This is a genomic window from Sphingopyxis bauzanensis (genome assembly GCF_002205675.1).
In the GTDB taxonomy this organism is placed as follows: domain Bacteria; phylum Pseudomonadota; class Alphaproteobacteria; order Sphingomonadales; family Sphingomonadaceae; genus Sphingopyxis; species Sphingopyxis bauzanensis.
This window is the reverse complement of the sequence record NZ_NISK01000001.1, coordinates 669,911-685,979: the sequence shown is the minus strand read 5'-3', so window position 1 is coordinate 685,979 and position 16,069 is coordinate 669,911. Positions and strand designations below refer to the sequence as shown.

The 16,069-nt window shown below is 66.1% G+C and carries 19 protein-coding genes; 17 read left to right on the top strand and 2 right to left on the bottom strand.

The genetic code is table 11. The features are described 5' to 3' along the window. Window positions 1–14: 14 nt before the first annotated feature. The gene (locus CDQ92_RS03430) at window positions 15–830 is read right to left on the bottom strand and encodes a flagellin N-terminal helical domain-containing protein (RefSeq protein WP_088439971.1); all 816 of its coding nucleotides are present in this window, start codon (window positions 828–830) and stop codon (window positions 15–17) included. Window positions 831–1,077: 247 nt separating this feature from the next. Between CDQ92_RS03430 and fliE the strand changes: the two genes are divergently transcribed. Genes fliE through CDQ92_RS03345 form a run of 17 tightly spaced genes read left to right on the top strand, consistent with a single transcriptional unit; the run spans window position 1,078 to window position 14,741 of the window. Then, window positions 1,078–1,431 carry a flagellar hook-basal body complex protein FliE gene (fliE, locus tag CDQ92_RS03425; protein WP_088439970.1) on the top strand — a complete coding sequence of 118 codons (354 nt, stop codon included), beginning with the start codon at window positions 1,078–1,080 and terminating at the stop codon, window positions 1,429–1,431. A gap of 3 nt (window positions 1,432–1,434) precedes the next feature. After that, complete coding sequence (fliF, locus tag CDQ92_RS03420) at window positions 1,435–3,093, top strand: flagellar basal-body MS-ring/collar protein FliF (protein WP_088439969.1); 1,659 nt, start codon at window positions 1,435–1,437, stop codon at window positions 3,091–3,093. Then, the gene (fliG, locus tag CDQ92_RS03415; RefSeq protein ID WP_088439968.1) at window positions 3,086–4,117 is read left to right on the top strand and encodes a flagellar motor switch protein FliG; all 1,032 of its coding nucleotides are present in this window, start codon (window positions 3,086–3,088) and stop codon (window positions 4,115–4,117) included. Before fliF ends, fliG begins: the two co-directional genes overlap by 8 nt. Then, window positions 4,110–4,709: a FliH/SctL family protein gene (locus tag CDQ92_RS03410; RefSeq protein WP_088439967.1), complete on the top strand. Its 600-nt coding sequence runs from the start codon at window positions 4,110–4,112 to the stop codon at window positions 4,707–4,709. The genes fliG and CDQ92_RS03410 overlap by 8 nt, the downstream gene beginning before the upstream one ends. Then, a complete protein-coding gene (locus tag CDQ92_RS03405; protein ID WP_088439966.1) occupies window positions 4,706–6,037 on the top strand; it encodes a FliI/YscN family ATPase in 1,332 nt (443 codons plus the stop codon). The genes CDQ92_RS03410 and CDQ92_RS03405 overlap by 4 nt, the downstream gene beginning before the upstream one ends. Beyond that, on the top strand, window positions 6,034–6,480 hold the full coding sequence (locus CDQ92_RS03400) for a hypothetical protein (protein WP_088439965.1): 447 nt from the start codon (window positions 6,034–6,036) through the stop codon (window positions 6,478–6,480). The genes CDQ92_RS03405 and CDQ92_RS03400 overlap by 4 nt, the downstream gene beginning before the upstream one ends. Further along, window positions 6,477–7,784, top strand: a complete 1,308-nt coding sequence (locus CDQ92_RS03395) for a flagellar hook-length control protein FliK (RefSeq protein ID WP_144035677.1) — start codon at window positions 6,477–6,479, stop codon at window positions 7,782–7,784. The genes CDQ92_RS03400 and CDQ92_RS03395 overlap by 4 nt, the downstream gene beginning before the upstream one ends. Before the next feature lie 17 nt (window positions 7,785–7,801). After that, the gene (locus CDQ92_RS03390) at window positions 7,802–8,410 is read left to right on the top strand and encodes a flagellar basal body-associated FliL family protein (protein WP_088439963.1); all 609 of its coding nucleotides are present in this window, start codon (window positions 7,802–7,804) and stop codon (window positions 8,408–8,410) included. A gap of 26 nt (window positions 8,411–8,436) precedes the next feature. Next, on the top strand, window positions 8,437–9,339 hold the full coding sequence (locus CDQ92_RS03385; RefSeq protein ID WP_229667217.1) for a FliM/FliN family flagellar motor switch protein: 903 nt from the start codon (window positions 8,437–8,439) through the stop codon (window positions 9,337–9,339). Continuing rightward, window positions 9,332–9,670 carry a flagellar motor switch protein FliN gene (gene fliN / locus CDQ92_RS03380; RefSeq protein WP_088439961.1) on the top strand — a complete coding sequence of 113 codons (339 nt, stop codon included), beginning with the start codon at window positions 9,332–9,334 and terminating at the stop codon, window positions 9,668–9,670. The genes CDQ92_RS03385 and fliN overlap by 8 nt, the downstream gene beginning before the upstream one ends. After that, the gene (locus CDQ92_RS03375) at window positions 9,670–9,948 is read left to right on the top strand and encodes a flagellar biosynthetic protein FliO (RefSeq protein ID WP_088439960.1); all 279 of its coding nucleotides are present in this window, start codon (window positions 9,670–9,672) and stop codon (window positions 9,946–9,948) included. Before fliN ends, CDQ92_RS03375 begins: the two co-directional genes overlap by 1 nt. Next, complete coding sequence (gene fliP, locus CDQ92_RS03370; RefSeq protein ID WP_088439959.1) at window positions 9,938–10,708, top strand: flagellar type III secretion system pore protein FliP; 771 nt, start codon at window positions 9,938–9,940, stop codon at window positions 10,706–10,708. The genes CDQ92_RS03375 and fliP overlap by 11 nt, the downstream gene beginning before the upstream one ends. A gap of 33 nt (window positions 10,709–10,741) precedes the next feature. Next, on the top strand, window positions 10,742–10,987 hold the full coding sequence (locus CDQ92_RS03365; protein ID WP_088440544.1) for a flagellar biosynthetic protein FliQ: 246 nt from the start codon (window positions 10,742–10,744) through the stop codon (window positions 10,985–10,987). Between the two features lie 7 nt (window positions 10,988–10,994). Further along, window positions 10,995–11,774: a flagellar biosynthetic protein FliR gene (fliR, locus tag CDQ92_RS03360; RefSeq protein ID WP_229667215.1), complete on the top strand. Its 780-nt coding sequence runs from the start codon at window positions 10,995–10,997 to the stop codon at window positions 11,772–11,774. A gap of 4 nt (window positions 11,775–11,778) precedes the next feature. Then, window positions 11,779–12,918 (top strand): flagellar type III secretion system protein FlhB, encoded by a 1,140-nt coding sequence (gene flhB, locus CDQ92_RS03355; RefSeq protein WP_088439958.1) that lies wholly within the window; start codon window positions 11,779–11,781, stop codon window positions 12,916–12,918. A gap of 45 nt (window positions 12,919–12,963) precedes the next feature. Beyond that, a complete protein-coding gene (gene fliD / locus CDQ92_RS03350; protein WP_088439957.1) occupies window positions 12,964–14,340 on the top strand; it encodes a flagellar filament capping protein FliD in 1,377 nt (458 codons plus the stop codon). 11 nt (window positions 14,341–14,351) lie between these two features. Further along, the gene (locus CDQ92_RS03345) at window positions 14,352–14,741 is read left to right on the top strand and encodes a flagellar export chaperone FliS (RefSeq protein WP_088440542.1); all 390 of its coding nucleotides are present in this window, start codon (window positions 14,352–14,354) and stop codon (window positions 14,739–14,741) included. Between the two features lie 188 nt (window positions 14,742–14,929). On the opposite strand, the gene CDQ92_RS03340 is transcribed toward CDQ92_RS03345, so the two are convergent. Further along, on the bottom strand, window positions 14,930–15,988 hold the full coding sequence (locus CDQ92_RS03340) for a sigma-54 interaction domain-containing protein (RefSeq protein WP_088440541.1): 1,059 nt from the start codon (window positions 15,986–15,988) through the stop codon (window positions 14,930–14,932). Window positions 15,989–16,069: the final 81 nt, after the last annotated feature.

The following is a 16,069-nucleotide window of genomic DNA, read 5'->3' as shown; positions in this document are numbered from 1 at the left end:
TGGTTCGCGGAAGATTAGCCGCGGAGCAGGTTCATCACGCCCTGCTGGCTCTGGTTCGCCTGGGCGAGCATCGCGGTCGATGCCTGCGACAGGATCGATGCCGCAGCCAGCTTGGTCGATTCCGCCGAGAAGTCGGTGTCTTCGATGCGCGACTTGGCGGCTGCCAGATTCGTGACAGTCGACGTCAAATTATCGACAGCCGATTCGAGGCGGTTCTGCTGGGCACCAAGGTTGGCGCGCTGGGTAGCGACCGACTGGATGCCCGTATCGAGCAGACCCAGCGCCGTCGCGGCGCCGGCAGCGGTCGACAGGTCGACTGCGGCAACGGCGAGCCCAGTGGCGGTTAGGTCGCCGATCGCGATATTGACCGTCTCACCCGAAGCCGTACCGGTCTGGATGTCGATGCTCGCGCCGCCCGACAGCAGGTTGGTGCCGTTGAAGGTGGTGCGGGTGGCGATATCACCGATCTGTGAGATCAGCGCGGTAACTTCGGTCTGGATCGCGGTGCGGTCGGTGGTGCTGTTGGTGCCGTTGGCCGACTGGACAGCGAGTTCGCGCATACGAACCAGGATGTTCGAAATGCCGCCCATCGCGCCTTCGGCAGTCTGCGCCAGCGAAATACCGTCGTTGGCATTACGAACCGCCTGCGTCAGGCCGCGGACGCTGGCGTCCATGCGGGTGGCGATGGCAAGGCCGGCGGCGTCGTCCTTCGCGCTGTTGATGCGCTTGCCGCTCGACAGACGTTCCATCGCCTGCGACTGGGCGCGTTCGGCAACACGCGAATTGTTCTGGGCGCGAAGCGCGCTCACATTGGTGTTGATGACAGTCATTGTTGTTCCTTTCCGGCCTCGATGGCCATTCCCGTTATGTGAGGGCTCGAGGAGCGGTCACGGAAAGCAGTAACGGCGGGTAGCGGCGGCGCTTAAGCCCACGCCGTCAAAAAAATGCCGAAGGTTGTCCGCTGCAACTGGCGAGACGAATTAACCTGTTGAAACATAACTGTTAAATTTTTTGGCATGGCCTTTGCATCGTTCTTTGCGTGCGGCGCACCGCTGCGCACAGGACGGATGGAAAGCAATGAGCACGATTGACCCGAGCCGGCTGCTGCAGATGCGCAGTTCGATCCTCAATCAGAACCAGGCGCTGCAACGCGCCGCCGGTCGCGGCGGCATTGGCACCGCTGAGGGCGGCGTCGACGGCGCTGGCGGAACCCCCGATTTCGGCGCCGCGATCAACAACGCGCTGCAACAGGTCAACGCCCAGCAGTCCAAGGCGAGTGAGATCACCGAAGCCTATGAGCGCGGCGATACCCACGACATCGTCAGCGTGATGATCGAGCGGCAGAAAGCCTCGCTCGGTTTCGAAACCACGTTGCAGGTCCGCAACAAGCTGCTGTCCGCGTATCGCGACATCATGAACATGCCGGTTTAACCCATGGCCGACACCCAGATCCTCACCCCCGTCGACGACGGTCATGCGAACCGCCTGCCCGCCCCGGCATTCGGGAACCGCCTCGCCCCGCTCACCGGCTTCGTCCGCCAGCCCGCGGTGCAGCGCGCACTGCCCGCGATCGCCATGACGTCGGCGATCGGCATCGCGGCGCTTGCCTATTTCACCATGCAATCTTCGCCGCAGGCGCAGCTGTTCGCCGGCCTCGACGACATGGACAAATCGGCGGTCGCCGAGGCGCTCCAGACACAGGGCATCGCGCACAGCATCGACGCGAGCACCGGTGCGCTGACCGTCGATGCCGATAAATTGCATCAGGCCCGCATCGCGCTCGCGGGACAGGGTCTGCCGAAGGCGGCGCCGAGCGGCGACAGTCTGATCGCGGCGCTGCCGATGGGATCAAGCCGCGCGATCGAAGGCGAAGCCTTGCGCTCGGCGCGCGAAGCCGATCTGGCGCGCACGATCGAGACGATCGACGCCGTAAAAAGCGCGCGCGTCCATGTCGCCGCCGCCGAACCCAGCCTGTTCGTACGCGACGACAAGCCCTCGACCGCATCGGTGATGCTGACCCTGCAGAACGGCCGCTCGCTGAGCGACGGTCAGGTGCAGGCGATCCGTTTCCTCGTCGCCTCTTCGGTGCCCGGCATGAACGCTGATCAGGTATCGGTGATCGACCAGCGCGGCGCGCTGTTGTCCGACACCGCGTCGGGCAGCGACATGAAGGCGTTCCAGTTACAGGTGCAGGTCGAAGACCGTTTCCGCCGCGCCCTCGACACCTTGCTCGGCCCGATGCTCGGTGCTGGTAACTATAGCGTCGAGGTTCACGCCGACGTCGATATGTCCGAAAGCCAGGCGACGCGCGAAAGCTTTCCCGAAAATGACCGCGCGATGACCAGCGAACAGATTACCCGCACCGTCAGCGGTCAGGGCACCCCGCCCGCCGTCGGCATCCCCGGCGCGCTGTCGAACCAGCCGCCGCAGGCGACGACGGTCACCGCCAACGCGCCGATCCCGACGCCCACCCCGGCCGCAACCCCCGGCACCGAGAGCAACGAAAATGCCGCGCGAGCCTTTGAAGTCGGCCGCGAGATTTCGGTGACGCACTCGCCGCAGGGCAAGATCCGCCGCGTCTCAGTCGCCGTCGCGCTCAATCAGGGCAAGAAGGCTTTGACCCAGGCCGACATGACCAAGATCGACAGCCTGGTCAAAGGCGCGATCGGTTTCGACGCGACGCGCGGCGATCAGGTGGCGATCAGCCAGCGCCCGTTCGTGCAGGTCGAAACCACCGAGCCCGCCTTTTACGATCAGGCGTGGTTCCTGCCGCTGGTCAAGCAGGTCGGGGCGATCTTTGCCGCGCTGCTCGCCTTCCTGTTCATCGGTCGTCCGCTGATCCGCGCCGCCAAGGCGCGCTCCGCCGAACGCGCCGAACGCAACGCCGCGCTGGAGGAAACTTTGCTCGCCGCGACCGACGGGCGTCCCGCGCTCGCCGGCCCCGCCGCAGGCCGCGAAATCACGCTCGAAATGATCGAACAGGCGCCAAGCTATGAAACGCGCGCCAACCTTGTCCGCGCCTTTGTCCGTCAGGATTCGGCGCGCGCCGCGCTCGTCGTCCGCCAGCTGATGCAGGAGGGCGCCCGTGCCTGACGCCGCCGAGATGATGGACACGCCGACGAAACCCGCAATCGAAGGATCGGCTGCCGCCGCGATCCTGCTGATGCTGCTCGACGAAAACGAAGCCGCCACGATCCTGAAACATCTCGCCCCCGACGAAGTGCGCCAGCTCGCCAAGGCGATGTTCGACACCGCCAACGCCAGCGAGCAGCAGATCGGGCAGGCGCTCGACCGTTTTGTCGTGCGCAGCCGCGATGTCAGCGCGCTGGCGATCGGCGCCGACGTCCGCATCCGCACCGTCATCAATCAGGCGGTGGGCAATGTCCGCGCCGACAATATCCTGGCCGCCGTCGCGCCGCAGCGCAGCGCCGCCTCGCTCGAAATCCTTCGCTGGATGGACGTCGAGGCAATCAGCGGCCTGCTCGCGCAGGAACATCCGCAGGTCGGCGCACTGATCCTGTCAGTGCTCGTCCCCGACGTCGCGGCGCGCGCGATCGAAACGCTCGACGAAATCCTGCAGGCCGATCTGGTGCTGCGCGCCGCGATGCTGACCTCGGTCCCCGCCGCGGCGATCGAAGATCTCGAATCGGTGCTCGCCAGCGCCAATGTCGATGGCCAGCGCGTCGCCAAACAGGCGATTGGCGGCCCCAGCGACGTCGCCAAGATCATGAAGAAAATGCCGAAGTCGCTGAGCGAGCGCACGATCCGCGCGCTGAAGAAGACCGACAAGGCGCTCGCGCAAGCGATCGAAGAAGAGATGTTCATCTTCGAAAACCTCCGCGATCTCGACAAAAAGAGCCTCGGGTCGGTCCTGCGCTCGGTCGACGCGGCGCAGCTGGCGGTGGCGCTCAAGGGTGCCGACGACGACATGGTCGACCTGTGCCTTGCCACCATGTCGAAACGCGCGTCGGAAACGATCCGCGACGAGATGGCCGAAATGACGATGGTCAAGCGCGCCGATGTCGACGATGCGCAAAAGACCGTGATGACGATCGTGCGCCAGATGGCCGCCTCGGGCGACATCATGATCGCGGGCGGGGGCGACGATTATGTCTGATCGCACCGCCGAAGCCGGCTTTGCCCCCGTCACCCTCGCCGAAGCGATGGCGCGGAGCAGCGGCTTTCGCCCGCTGGCCTTTGCCGGCAACGCGCGCGCGCCGCAAACTACCAACGGCAGCGCCACCGAACTCGACCTCGACGACCCCTTTGCCCGCGGCCTGGCCGAAGGGCAGCGCGTCGCCGAAGCGGCTTATGTCGCCGAACGCCACCAATTGCTTGCGCTGCTCGCCAATGCAGAGGCGTTGCAGGACGAACCGAGCGAAGAACTGGCGCAGCTGATCGCACGCACCGTCGAACGGCTGGTGCATCAGATCGTCGCCGACGCCCCGATCGACGCCGCCTGGCTTCAGGCACAGGCCGAAACCGCTGCGGCGCTCGTTGCCGACGCCGACAAGGCCCGCACGTTGTGGGTTCACCCCGACGATGCCGCGCTGCTGACCGATTGCCCGCTGCCGCTGGCGCTCGCCAGCGACCCGGGGATGATGCGCGGCACCGTCCGCATCGAAACCTCGACCGGCTGGATCGAACATGGCCGCGCCGTCTATCTCGACGAACTGTGCGTGGCGCTGGGCGAAGGAGCGGCCGCATGACGCGCCGCCTCGCCCTCTCCGCGCAGCAGCTGCTCGATCCGATCGACCTGACCAATGCCAGCCCGCGCCGTATCGGCACGCTCGTGTCGCACGAGGGCATCATGCTCGAAGTGTCGGGGTTCCCGCAGCCGCTGGGCAGCAACGTCCGCATCAAGTCGGCAAACAACGACTATGTCTATGGCGAGGTCGTCGGCTTTCGCGGCCAGAGCAGCCTGGTCCTCCCCTTTGACACCAATATGCCCCTCGTCACCGGTGCGCCGGTCGAGCCGCATGGCGCGAGCAGCATGGTCGCGTGCGGCAAGGCGCTGCTCGGCCGCATCATCGATGCGCAGGGCAATCCGCTCGACGGCCGCCCGCCGGTCAAATCGCAATTCCAGTGGCCGCTCGCCGGGCGCAAGGTCAATCCGCTACGCCGCGGCCGCGTCACCCGCCCGCTCAACATGGGCGTGCGCGCGATCAACGCGCTGCTGACCGTTGGCGAAGGCCAGCGCGTCGCGATCATCGCGGGGTCGGGCGTCGGCAAATCGGTGCTGATGGGTCAGATGATCGCCGGTACCGAATGCGACGTCATCGTCGTCGGCCTGATCGGCGAACGCAGCCGCGAGGTCAGCGACTTTGTCGAAACCAAGCTGCCCCCCGAAGTCCGCAAAAAGGCGGTCGTCGTCGCGGTTCCCGCCGACCATCCGCCGCTGCTGCGCCTGCGCGCCGCGATGCGCGCCACCGCGATTGCCGAGGCATTTCGTGCCGACGGCAAGAAGGTGCTGCTGCTGATCGACAGCCTGACCCGCGTTGCGCATGCGCAGCGCGAGATCGGGCTGACATTGGGCGAACCGCCGACGATGAAGGGTTACCCGCCGTCGGTGTTCGCGCTGATTCCCTCGCTGTGCGAGCGCGCCGGGATTGACCGCGAAACCGGTGGATCGATTACCGCACTCTATACCGTGCTCGCCGATGGCGGCGACATCGATGACCCCGTCGTCGACAGCGCCCGCGCCATCGTCGACGGCCATATCATCCTGTCGCGCCAGCTGGCCGAACAGGGAGTCTATCCCGCGATCGACGTCGCGCGGTCGCTGTCGCGCACGATGGTCGATTCGGTCGATCCCGAGCATGCCGCCGCCGCCGCGCGCTTTCGCCAGCTGTGGTCGACATATGAAGAGAACCGCGATCTGATGCTGATGGGCGCGTATGTCGCCGGCGGCGATCCGGTGCTCGACACCGCCATCGCCTGCCACGCCGACCAGCTCGCCTTTGTGACCCAGCCCGCCAAGGCGCGGGTCGATTACGATATTTCCCGCCAGACCCTGATTGAAGGATATTCCGCATGACCGCCCGTACCGCACGCCGCAAACGTATCATCCGCGTGCGCACCGTCGAACATCAGATGGCGGAAGCCAATCTGGCGCGGGCCAATGGCGAGCTTGCCAGCCTGCTCGAACTCGCCCGCCGCCTTGAAACGCTGCGCGTCGACCTGGCGATGGCCAAGGGTGCGGTTGCCGGCGGCGCGCTCAACACGATCGGCGAACTCGCGATGCGGCTCGACATCGCGCAGGAAAATCTGACCGCGCCGCTGGTCAATGCCAGCGCCCGCCGTGACCACGCCGGAGTACTCGCCCAAAGCGCGATGGCCAAGGAAGAATCGGCGGTCCGCCTGTACGAACGCAGCCGCAAATCGGCTGAAGCCGAGGCCGAACGCCGCCGTGACGCCAACCGCCCGCACCGTGCACGCGGCGGCATGCGTCTGCGCCTGATCGAAGGCGGCGCGGCATGATGGGTGCGGCCTCTCTGCCCAACCCGCAGGCGTCGATGCCCGCGGGCTTTGCGGCCTTCCTCAGCACGCTTGGCCAGGCGCCGACGGACGGCGGCGAGGTCGGTGGTTTCGAGCAACTGCTCGCGGCCATTCCGACGGTCGATGCCGCTGCGGCCAAGGCCACGTCGTTGACGCCGGTTGCCGTCGTGACGTCGGCCCCAGCTGTTCCCGTTGCGGCCGAAATGGTCGCCGCGGGTATCACTTTCGATGCGCCGGGCGCGGAGGCGAAGGACGATGCGCCTAAAACCAATCCCGACACGGTCGCTGCATCGGCGGTAAAATTGCTGATCGAATTGAACGGCAGCGCCGCCACGCCCGAAATGAAATCGCTCAAGGCGGTCGAAACCGAGGTCAAGGGCGACGGCACAGCGGCAGCTGAAAACGGTACCACAGCCACCAAACCCGCTGAAACTGTCGCGGTCCCCGAAACCCCCGCTACGACGACAACCCCGGCGCCCGCAGCGGCGCTGCCGGTCGCCGCGGTGGCGATTGCTGCGGTCGTGGGCAGACCGGCGAAGGCGAACGACACCACCGCGCTTCCCACTGGCGACGCGGCGCCGACTGCCGAGAGCATTGCCCCTGCGCCGACCGGCGACAAGCCGCGCAGCGCCGAAGCCAAGCCCGCTGCGGCAGAGATCGAAACGGCGATCACGGCGCCAACGGCGGGCAAGGCGCGCGCCGCAACACCCGCTAGCCCCGCTTTCACCGCGACCGAACCGGTCGCCGCCAAGCCCGCCGACGCTGCGCCATCGATGACAATCCAGTTCGCCCAGCCGATGACGACGAGCGCCGCGATGCTGGCCGGCACCGCCGCGCCGGTCACAATTGCCGAACGCGTACTCGACCTGGCCAGCGATGGCGCGTGGATCGACCAGCTGGCGCACGACATCGCCGCGACCAAATCGGACAGCGGCGACATCAGCTTTCGCCTGATGCCGCGCCACCTCGGCCGCCTCGATGTCGCGATGGTGATGGGCAACGAAGGCATGTCACTGAAACTCGACACCCAGCATGAAGCCACCGCGACGATCGTCACCGCCGCGCAGGGCCGCCTGGTCGAAGACCTGCGCCAGCAGGGCGTCCGCATCTCCGGCAGCGAAGTCACCTGCACCCCCGGCGACACCAGCCGCCAGATGCAGGGCCAGTCGCAGGGTCAGGGCCGCCCCGGCGCACAGGACGTCAGCCACCTGATCGAAACCGTTACCGAGCGCGTCAAGGCGCGCGATCCCGAAGAGGCCGCCGACCGCCGCGGCCGCTTCGCCTGACCATAAGGGATATGACGATGACCAAGGATAAAACCGATGCCGCGCCCAAGCCGAAGGGCAAGCTCAAGAAACTGCTGTTCATCGGCGTCGGCGCGCTCGTCCTGATCGGCGCGGGCGCCGGTGCGGGCATCTATTTCGGCGCGCTGTCGGCGCATGAGGCCAAGCCCGAGGATCATTATCCCAAGCTGGTCGTGCGCAGCAGCGGCGAAGAAGAAGCCCCCGCCGCCGACGGAAAAGACAAGGAACCCGCGCCCAAGGTTGGCACCGTGTCGGTGCCCAACGACAAGTTCAAGGTCGACCCGCGCAAATATGAAGTCACTTATTTTGCGATCCCCGACGCCTTCACCACCAACCTCGCCGACGGGTCGGGCTTTTTGCAGGCGGGTATCAGCCTTTCGACCTTCTATGACGGCAAGGTTATCAATAATATCAAACGCCAGGCGGTGCCGATCCGCTCGGTCGTGCTTATGGTGCTGTCCGAACAGGATCCGGCGCTGCTCTCGACATCGCAGGGGAAACAACGGCTGCAGCGGCAATTGACCGCGGCAATCAACGATGTGCTGCGCGAGAAAGAAGGTTTTGGTGGTGTCGACTATGTCTATTTCACGAGCCTGGTGATCCAGTGAGTGTTCGCGAAAAATCCGTCAAAGCCGTGAAGCCGCCGGCCGCCCCGACCACCGACGCGGTTGACGCCAAGGCGTCGTTGCTGCTGCGCAAGGCGGCGGACAGCTATGCCTTTCCGGCGCTCGACAGCGTTGCGATCCAGTTCGGCCGCAGCCTGCGCGACCTGATCCGCGCGCTCGGCGTGTCGTCGATCCAGGTCGAGCGCGGCGATGCCGAAACGATCAGCTTCGCCGACTGGACCGCATCGACCGCGCCCGCGATCTTCTGGCGCTATCATGCGCCGCCGCTCAAGGGGCCGGTGCTGCTTGCGGCGCCGCGGCCATTGCTGCTCCAACTTGTCGACATTTTCTATGGCGGCAAGGGCGGCCTTGCGGCCGAACGCGAAGAGCTGACCGATGCCGAAGAACGCTTCGCGGCCCGGCTCGGCCGCGACATGGGGCTGCAACTCGCCGCCGCATGGGGCGACAAGCTGGCGATGGAACCCGAACTCGACTGCGTCACCGGCGATCCCGCCAAACTCGCCGCAGTTCGCGCCGACGACGAATTGTTCGTGCAGCGCTTCATCCTGCGCGGTGCGCCGTTCGAGGGGCGGACGATCGCCTGCGCCTATCCGCTCGCCGCGCTGCGCGGTGTCGCCGGGGCGGAGCCTGTGGCCGAAATGCCCGGCGCCGCCAACCCGGTGTGGGCGGGCGCGCTCAACAAGGCGCTGCGCGACGTGCGACTGCCCGTGCGCTCGGTGCTGGCGCGCCCCGAAATCAGCCTCGTCAAGCTGCTCGCGCTCGAGGTTGGCGACATCATTCCGCTCGGCATGCCGCGCCATGTGCCGGTGACCGTCGCGGGCCGCAGCTTTGCGGTCGGCAGCATCGGCGAAGCCAATGGCAACGCCGCCATCATGATCGAACATATCGAAAAAGGACCGAACCATGACTGACCTCAGCGACGCCCCGACGGCGCCCCGCGCCGACCGCCGCGACAATAAGAATATCGCCGCGGCGCCCAATTTCGACCTGCTCGCGGGTGTCTCGCTACGCGTGTCGGTCGAGGTCGGATCGACCTCGATGACGCTCGCCGAACTGCTCGCGATCGACGAGGGCAGCGTGATCGAACTCGACCGCGCGGCAACCGACCTGCTCGATATCTATGCAAACGGCACATTGATCGCGAAGGGCGAGATCGTCAGCGTCGATGGCCGTTATGGCATCCAGGTCGCCGAAGTCGTCGCCCCGGCGCGCGGCCTCGAAGGCTTCGAGCGGAGAGGCTGATGTTCGAATATATCCTCCGCCTGCTCATCCTGCTGCCGCTGATCGGCGGCATGGCGTGGGGCAGCCTGTGGCTGTGGAAGCGCGTCCAGATGGGCGTGCCGCTTGTCGGCGGCGGCGCCAAGACGCGCGCGGTCGAGATGGTCGATGTGCTGCCGCTGGGTCCGGGATCGAAGCTCGCGGTGGTCGAATTTGCCGGACAGCGGATCCTGGTCGCGGTCTCGCGCAATGGCATCACGCGAATTGCCGACGATAGCCAGGGCGACTTCCATGCAGATTGATCGCAAGACCGGGCTGCGCGCCGCGGCGCTGATCAGCGGCCTCGTGCTGCTGATCGCCGCGCCCGCCGCTTATGCCCAGACCGCCGACGGGCTCAGCCGCGCGGTAAACGACATCGGCGGCGATGGGCGCCCGCTCAGCCTGTCGCTGCAAATCCTCGTCCTGATGAGCTTGCTGACGGTGCTGCCGTCGCTGCTGCTGATGATGACCAGCTTCACCCGCATCATCATCGTGCTGTCGATCCTGCGCCATGCACTCGGCCTTCAACAGACGCCGCCGAACCAGGTGCTGGTCGGTTTGAGCCTGTTCCTGTCGCTGTTCGTGATGCAGCCGGTGATCAGCGAAGTGAACCGCGTTGCGATCGAGCCCTATGGACAGGAGCAGATCGACATCGGCGAAGCGGTGTCGCGTTCGGGGGTCGCACTGCATGGCTTCATGATGTCGCAAACGCGCAAGTCCGACCTGATGATGTTCGCCAAGATCGCCAAGGCGCCGGCCTATGCGAGCCCCAAGGACGTCCCCTTCTCGATCCTGCTGCCCGCCTTTGTCACCAGCGAGCTCAAGACCGCGTTCCAGATCGGCTTTCTGATCTTCCTGCCCTTCCTCGTCATCGATCTGATCGTCGCGTCGGCGCTGATGTCGCTCGGCATGATGATGTTGTCCCCGACGATCATCTCGATGCCGTTCAAGCTGCTGCTGTTCGTGCTCGTCGATGGCTGGGCGCTGACGATGGGCTCGCTCGCCGCCTCGTTCGGGACCTAGGGGGCCAACGTGGAAACGGACTATTTCATCGGCATGGCCCAGCAATCGCTGTGGATCCTCGCGCTCGCCTCGGCGCCGCTACTGCTGCCGGTGCTTGTCATCGGGGTGCTGCTCGGCATGGTGCAGGCGGCGACGTCGATCAACGAACAGACGCTGACCTTTGTGCCCAAGCTGATCGTCGCGGCGATCTGCCTCGCGATTTTCGGCGGCAGCATCCTCGTGCTGCTCACCGACTTCACCCGCGACATCTTCGCGCAGATCCCGAACGTCGTCCGCTAAATCCGCCGTGAACCCCGCCGACATCCCGAATATCGAAGCGATGCTGCAGCTGTGGATGCTGGGGATGATCCGCCCCGGCGCTGCGTTCATCGCCGCGCCGGTGTTCGGCGCGACCAGCGTGCCGGTCCAGCTGCGGCTGGTGATCGCACTGGCGGTCGGCGTCCCCGCCGTCGCCGCGTCGGGCATGGCGCTGCCCCCCGAAGGCATTGTTTCGGTTCCCGGATTGCTGCTCGTCATCGGCGAAGTCGTGATTGGTCTCGGCATCGGGTTCGTCTTGCAAATGGGTCTCGCCGCCGCACTGCTGGCGGGTGAGGCGATCAGCAACGCGATGGGGCTGGGCTTTGCGTCGATGGTCGATCCGATCAGCGGCGCGTCGAGCTCGGCGATCGGCCAATTCCTGTCGATGCTGGCGACCGCGCTGTTCCTTGCCGCCGACGGCCACCTCGTGCTGATCGGGATCATCGTCGACAGCTATGTCGCGCTTCCGCCCGGCAACGCTTTTCCCTCGTTCGACGCGATCGGCGGCGTTATCCGGTTCGGCAGCCTGATGTTCGCCGCGGCGCTGACGATTGCGATGCCGGTCGGCTTTGTCCTGATCCTGGTGCAGATCATCATGGGCGTCATCGGCCGCTCCGCCCCCGCGCTCAACCTGTTCGCGGTCGGTATTCCGGCTACCCTGCTCGCTGGCATAATCCTGCTCGGCGTCGCGACCCCAGCGATGGCCGAGGCGATCATGCGCATCCTGTCCGACGCGCTCGACGCCGCGCGCATGTTCGCGGGGCTCTGACGCGATGGCGAGCAAGCCCGAGCAAGACCAGAAAACCGAACAGCCCACCCCCAAAAAGCTGAGCGATTCGGCGCGCGAAGGCGATGTGCTGATGTCGCGCGAGCTGGCCACCGCGCTGATGATGCTCGCTGCTGCAGGCTGGATCGTCGCCGCGGGCGGCTGGTTCGTGCTATCGGCGGGCGACCTCGTCCGCCGCGGACTGACCTTGACCGCCAGTGACGTCGCCGATTTTGCGCCCGCCGAGGCGCTGATGCGCAACGGCACCGAAATCCTGCTGCCGCTCGCCAGCCTGTTCGCGCTCGCGCTCGGCGCCGCGGTCGCCGGGCCGGCCCTGCTCGGCTCGTTCGGCTGGCGCGGCAAAGCGCTGCACTTCAAGGGCAGCCGGATGAACCCGATGACCGGGCTCAAACGGATGTTCGGACTGCAGGGCGCGACCGAACTCGGCAAGGCATTGGCGAAGGTGCTGCTGCTTGGCACCATCGGCTACTGGCTGGTCGGCCGCAATTTGCCTGCGATCATGACGATGGCATCGACCGACCTGCTCGCCGCAGTCGGGCTGGCTGGACAGGCGATCGGCCATGCGATGCTGATGCTCGCCGGCGGGCTGGTCGTCATCGCGTTGATCGACGTCCCGGTGCAGTGGTTGCAGCGCAACAAGCGGCTGATGATGAGTAAACAGGAAATCAAGGACGAGATGCGCCAGTCCGACGGCGCCCCCGAACTCAAACAGGCGCAGCGCCAGCGCGCGCACGACATCCTGAGCGGATCGGCGCGCAAGGCGGTGTCGGACGCGACCGTCGTGCTCACCAACCCAACCCATTTCTCGGTCGCGCTGCGCTATCGCCCCGGGGTCGACGCCGCGCCGGTCGTCGTCGCGCGCGGGCGCGGCGACGTCGCGCTGTCGATCCGCGAGCTGGCACGCGGCGCCAATGTACCGTTGCTCGAATATCCGCAGCTGACCCGCGCCATCTATTTCACCGCGCGCGCGGGGCGCGTGATTCCCGATGAATTGTTCGTCGCGGTCGCCACCGTGCTCGCCTTCGTCTTCCAGCTCGAACGCATGGTCGCCGAGGGCCATGGGCAGCCAGTGGTCGATGTGCCGCCGACGCATCGTTTCGACCCCGACGGACGCCGGCAGGCTTAAAATCGTCCGCGCGCCGCCGTTAACAGGTGCGAAGGATATTTCGCCATGGTCACTTCCATCATCAACAGCCTGGGCTTTGGGTCAGGCATTGACACCAAGCAGCTGGTCACCGACCTGGCCGCGGCGTCGCGCGAGCCCAAGGTGGCGCGCATCAATACGCTGACGCAGCAGAACCAGACGCGGATCAGCGCGCTGGCGCAGGCGCGATCCGATCTCGAAGGCTTTGCCGATTCTTTGGCGCAAATGATCAGCGACGGAACGCTGCGCAGCACCCCGACGGTGTCCGACGACAGCGTGCTCAGCGCCACCGCGCGCGCCGGAATCCACGCCGACAGTTTTGCGGCGACGGTTGTCGTCAACCAGCTGGCGCACGCGCAAAGCACCTATTCGGGGGTTGTCGCCGACCGCACCGCGGCGATCGGCACCGGCACGATGACGCTGACCGTCGGCGGGGTCGCCACGACGATCACCATCGACGCCGCCAACAACAGCCTCGACGGGCTGGCCAACGCGATCAATTCGAGCGGCGGCGGGGTCACCGCGTCGATCATCGCCGATCAGGGCGGCCACCGGTTGATCCTGAAAGGTCCCTCGGGCGCCACCAATGCCTTCACCCTCGCCGCCGACGCCAACGCCGACCCGGGTCTTTCCGCCTTTGCCTATGGCGCGGACGGCGGCATGACGCTGGGCCAGAGCGCCGCCAACGCCGAATTCTCGATCGACGGCGTCGCGTTCAGCCGCGCCTCGAACACCATCGACGACGTCGTTCCCGGCATGTCGCTGACCTTGAAAAAGGCGGCCCCCGGCCAGCCGGTCGACATCGGCGCCAGCCGCCCGCTCGACATGATCAAACAAACCGTCGGTGATTTCGTCTCGGTCTATAACCAGCTCAAGAAAAGCCTGTCGTCGGCCGCTGGTCAGTCGGGATCGACGACCGCGCTGCGCGAACTCGAGCGCGAGCTGTCGGGCCTGATTGGCACCGTGATCTCCAGCCATCCGACCATCAACAAGCTGACCGACATCGGCGTATCGACGACCAAGGACGGTCTGCTCGCGCTCGACGAAACCAAACTTGCGCAGGTGTTGGCGGCAGACGCCGGCGCGGTCGAGGCGATGTTCAACCCGCGCCGCGACGGCGGGCGCACCGAGACGAGCGACCCCGGCATCGCCTTTGTCCTCGACAGCATCCGCGACCGGGCGATCGCGACCGATGGGGTGATCGACCGCGTGACCAAGTCGCTCAACAGCCGCAAGGAAACGCTTGCCGACCAGCTCGAGAATATCGAGATGCGCGAAGACGCGTATCGCGCCCGGCTCGAGAAGCAATATGGCTCGCTCGACGCCAAACTGGCCGCGTTCAAGGCGACGCAATCCTATCTTGAGCAACAGATCAAGATGTGGACCAACCAGGGTAACGATTAAGGGTGCCGACCGTGACCGCTACCGCCTCGACCGTCCGGGCGACCGGACTTTATCGCCGCTTGCAGCATGAAAGCCGCGCCGCCGCCGCCGACCCGGTCGAGCTGGTGACGATGCTGTATGATGAGCTGGAAACCGCGATCGGTGTGCTCGGGTCGATGGTCCGCCAGGGTCAGCGCATTTCGGCAACCGAGCCCGCGCACCGCGCGCGCGCGATCCTGATCGGCCTCGACGCCGGGCTCGACCGCGATGCCGGCGGCGACGTCGCTGCCGCATTATCGCGCGTCTATCGCAGCATGCGCCGCAAGCTCGACGAATCGGTGGCTCAAAACGACGGCGAGGCGCTCGCCGACCTGCTCGACGGGGTGCTGACCGTCAGCGCCGCGTGGCGCCAGTTGCGCTGAACCCGGCGTAATCCATCGCCAAAACAGCATCGGCCCGCACCCCGGGGTAGGGGTGCGGGCCGATGCTGTTTGAAAAAATCCCGCGGGGTACCCGGCCGCCCTGGGTGGGGACGGGCGGCCGGGTGGTTAGGGGCGGACCAGAGCCCCCTTATTTCAGCGGGTGCTGAAACTCGTGTCGCGGGCGCCGGTCAGGCAGCCTGCTGCTGAACCCCATATTTGCGCATCTTTTCGATCAAGGTCGTGCGCTTCAGCGTCAACAGGCGCGCGGCTTCGGAAATGATGCCGTCGGCGAGGTCGAGCGCGACGTGGATCTGTTCGAGCTCGATCGTCTCGATCTCGCGCTTGAGGTCGATCGGGCGGCCCGGCGCGGGTGCCTTGCTATGCGGCATCGCCGGGACAGGTTCGTCAGCGCTGGCCTGCACCGCGGCAAAGCTGCTGGGGGCAGCCTGCCGCGGCGCAAGCGCTGCGGTGGGGTTCAAAAGAATGGCGACGTCATGGGCGCCGAGCGTTTCGCCGCCGTGCAGCACGCTGGCGCGTTCGACAAAATTGCGCAGTTCGCGGACATTGCCCGGCCAGCGATGCTGCATCAGCAGCGCCAGCGCCTCGCCGTCGAAGCGGCACTTGGCCTCGCCCGGCATCTTGCGCTGAAAATGGCGGATGAGCGCGGGAATATCCTCGACGCGGCTGGCGAGGCTGGGGACCTGCAACACAACCACGCCGAGCCGGAAGAACAGGTCTTCGCGGAATTTGCCATCGGCGATCGCGGCGCCGAGATCCTGGTGGGTGGCCGAAATGACGCGAACGTCAATGGCCTTCACATCGCTGCTGCCGACGCGGACGATCGTCCGTTCTTCCAGCACGCGGAGCAGTTTGACCTGCATGTCGAAACGCATGTCGCCGATTTCGTCGAGGAAGAGCGTACCGCCCTCGCTCGCTTCGAAATGGCCGATGCGGCGAGCATGGGCGCCGGTGAAGCTGCCCTTTTCATGCCCGAACAATTCGGATTCGATCAGGTCGCTGGGGATGGCGCCGCAGTTGATCGCCGAGAAAGCCTTGCCGGCGCGGACGCCTTCGTCGTGGATGGCGCGGGCGACGAGTTCCTTGCCCGAGCCCGACGGGCCGCAGAGCATGACCGACGCATTCGACCGCGCCACGCGGCGGATCATGTCGCGCAGCTGCGCGGCGGCCGCGCTGCTGCCGATGATCAGCGCCTCAAGCGCTGCATTGTTGTTCTGCCCCACGGTCATTTTGGTCTCCACCGCGCCCCCCAAATCCGGCGCCTTTTCGATGGACCCAGAGATTGACGAAAGTGGTAAACAAAAGATTAT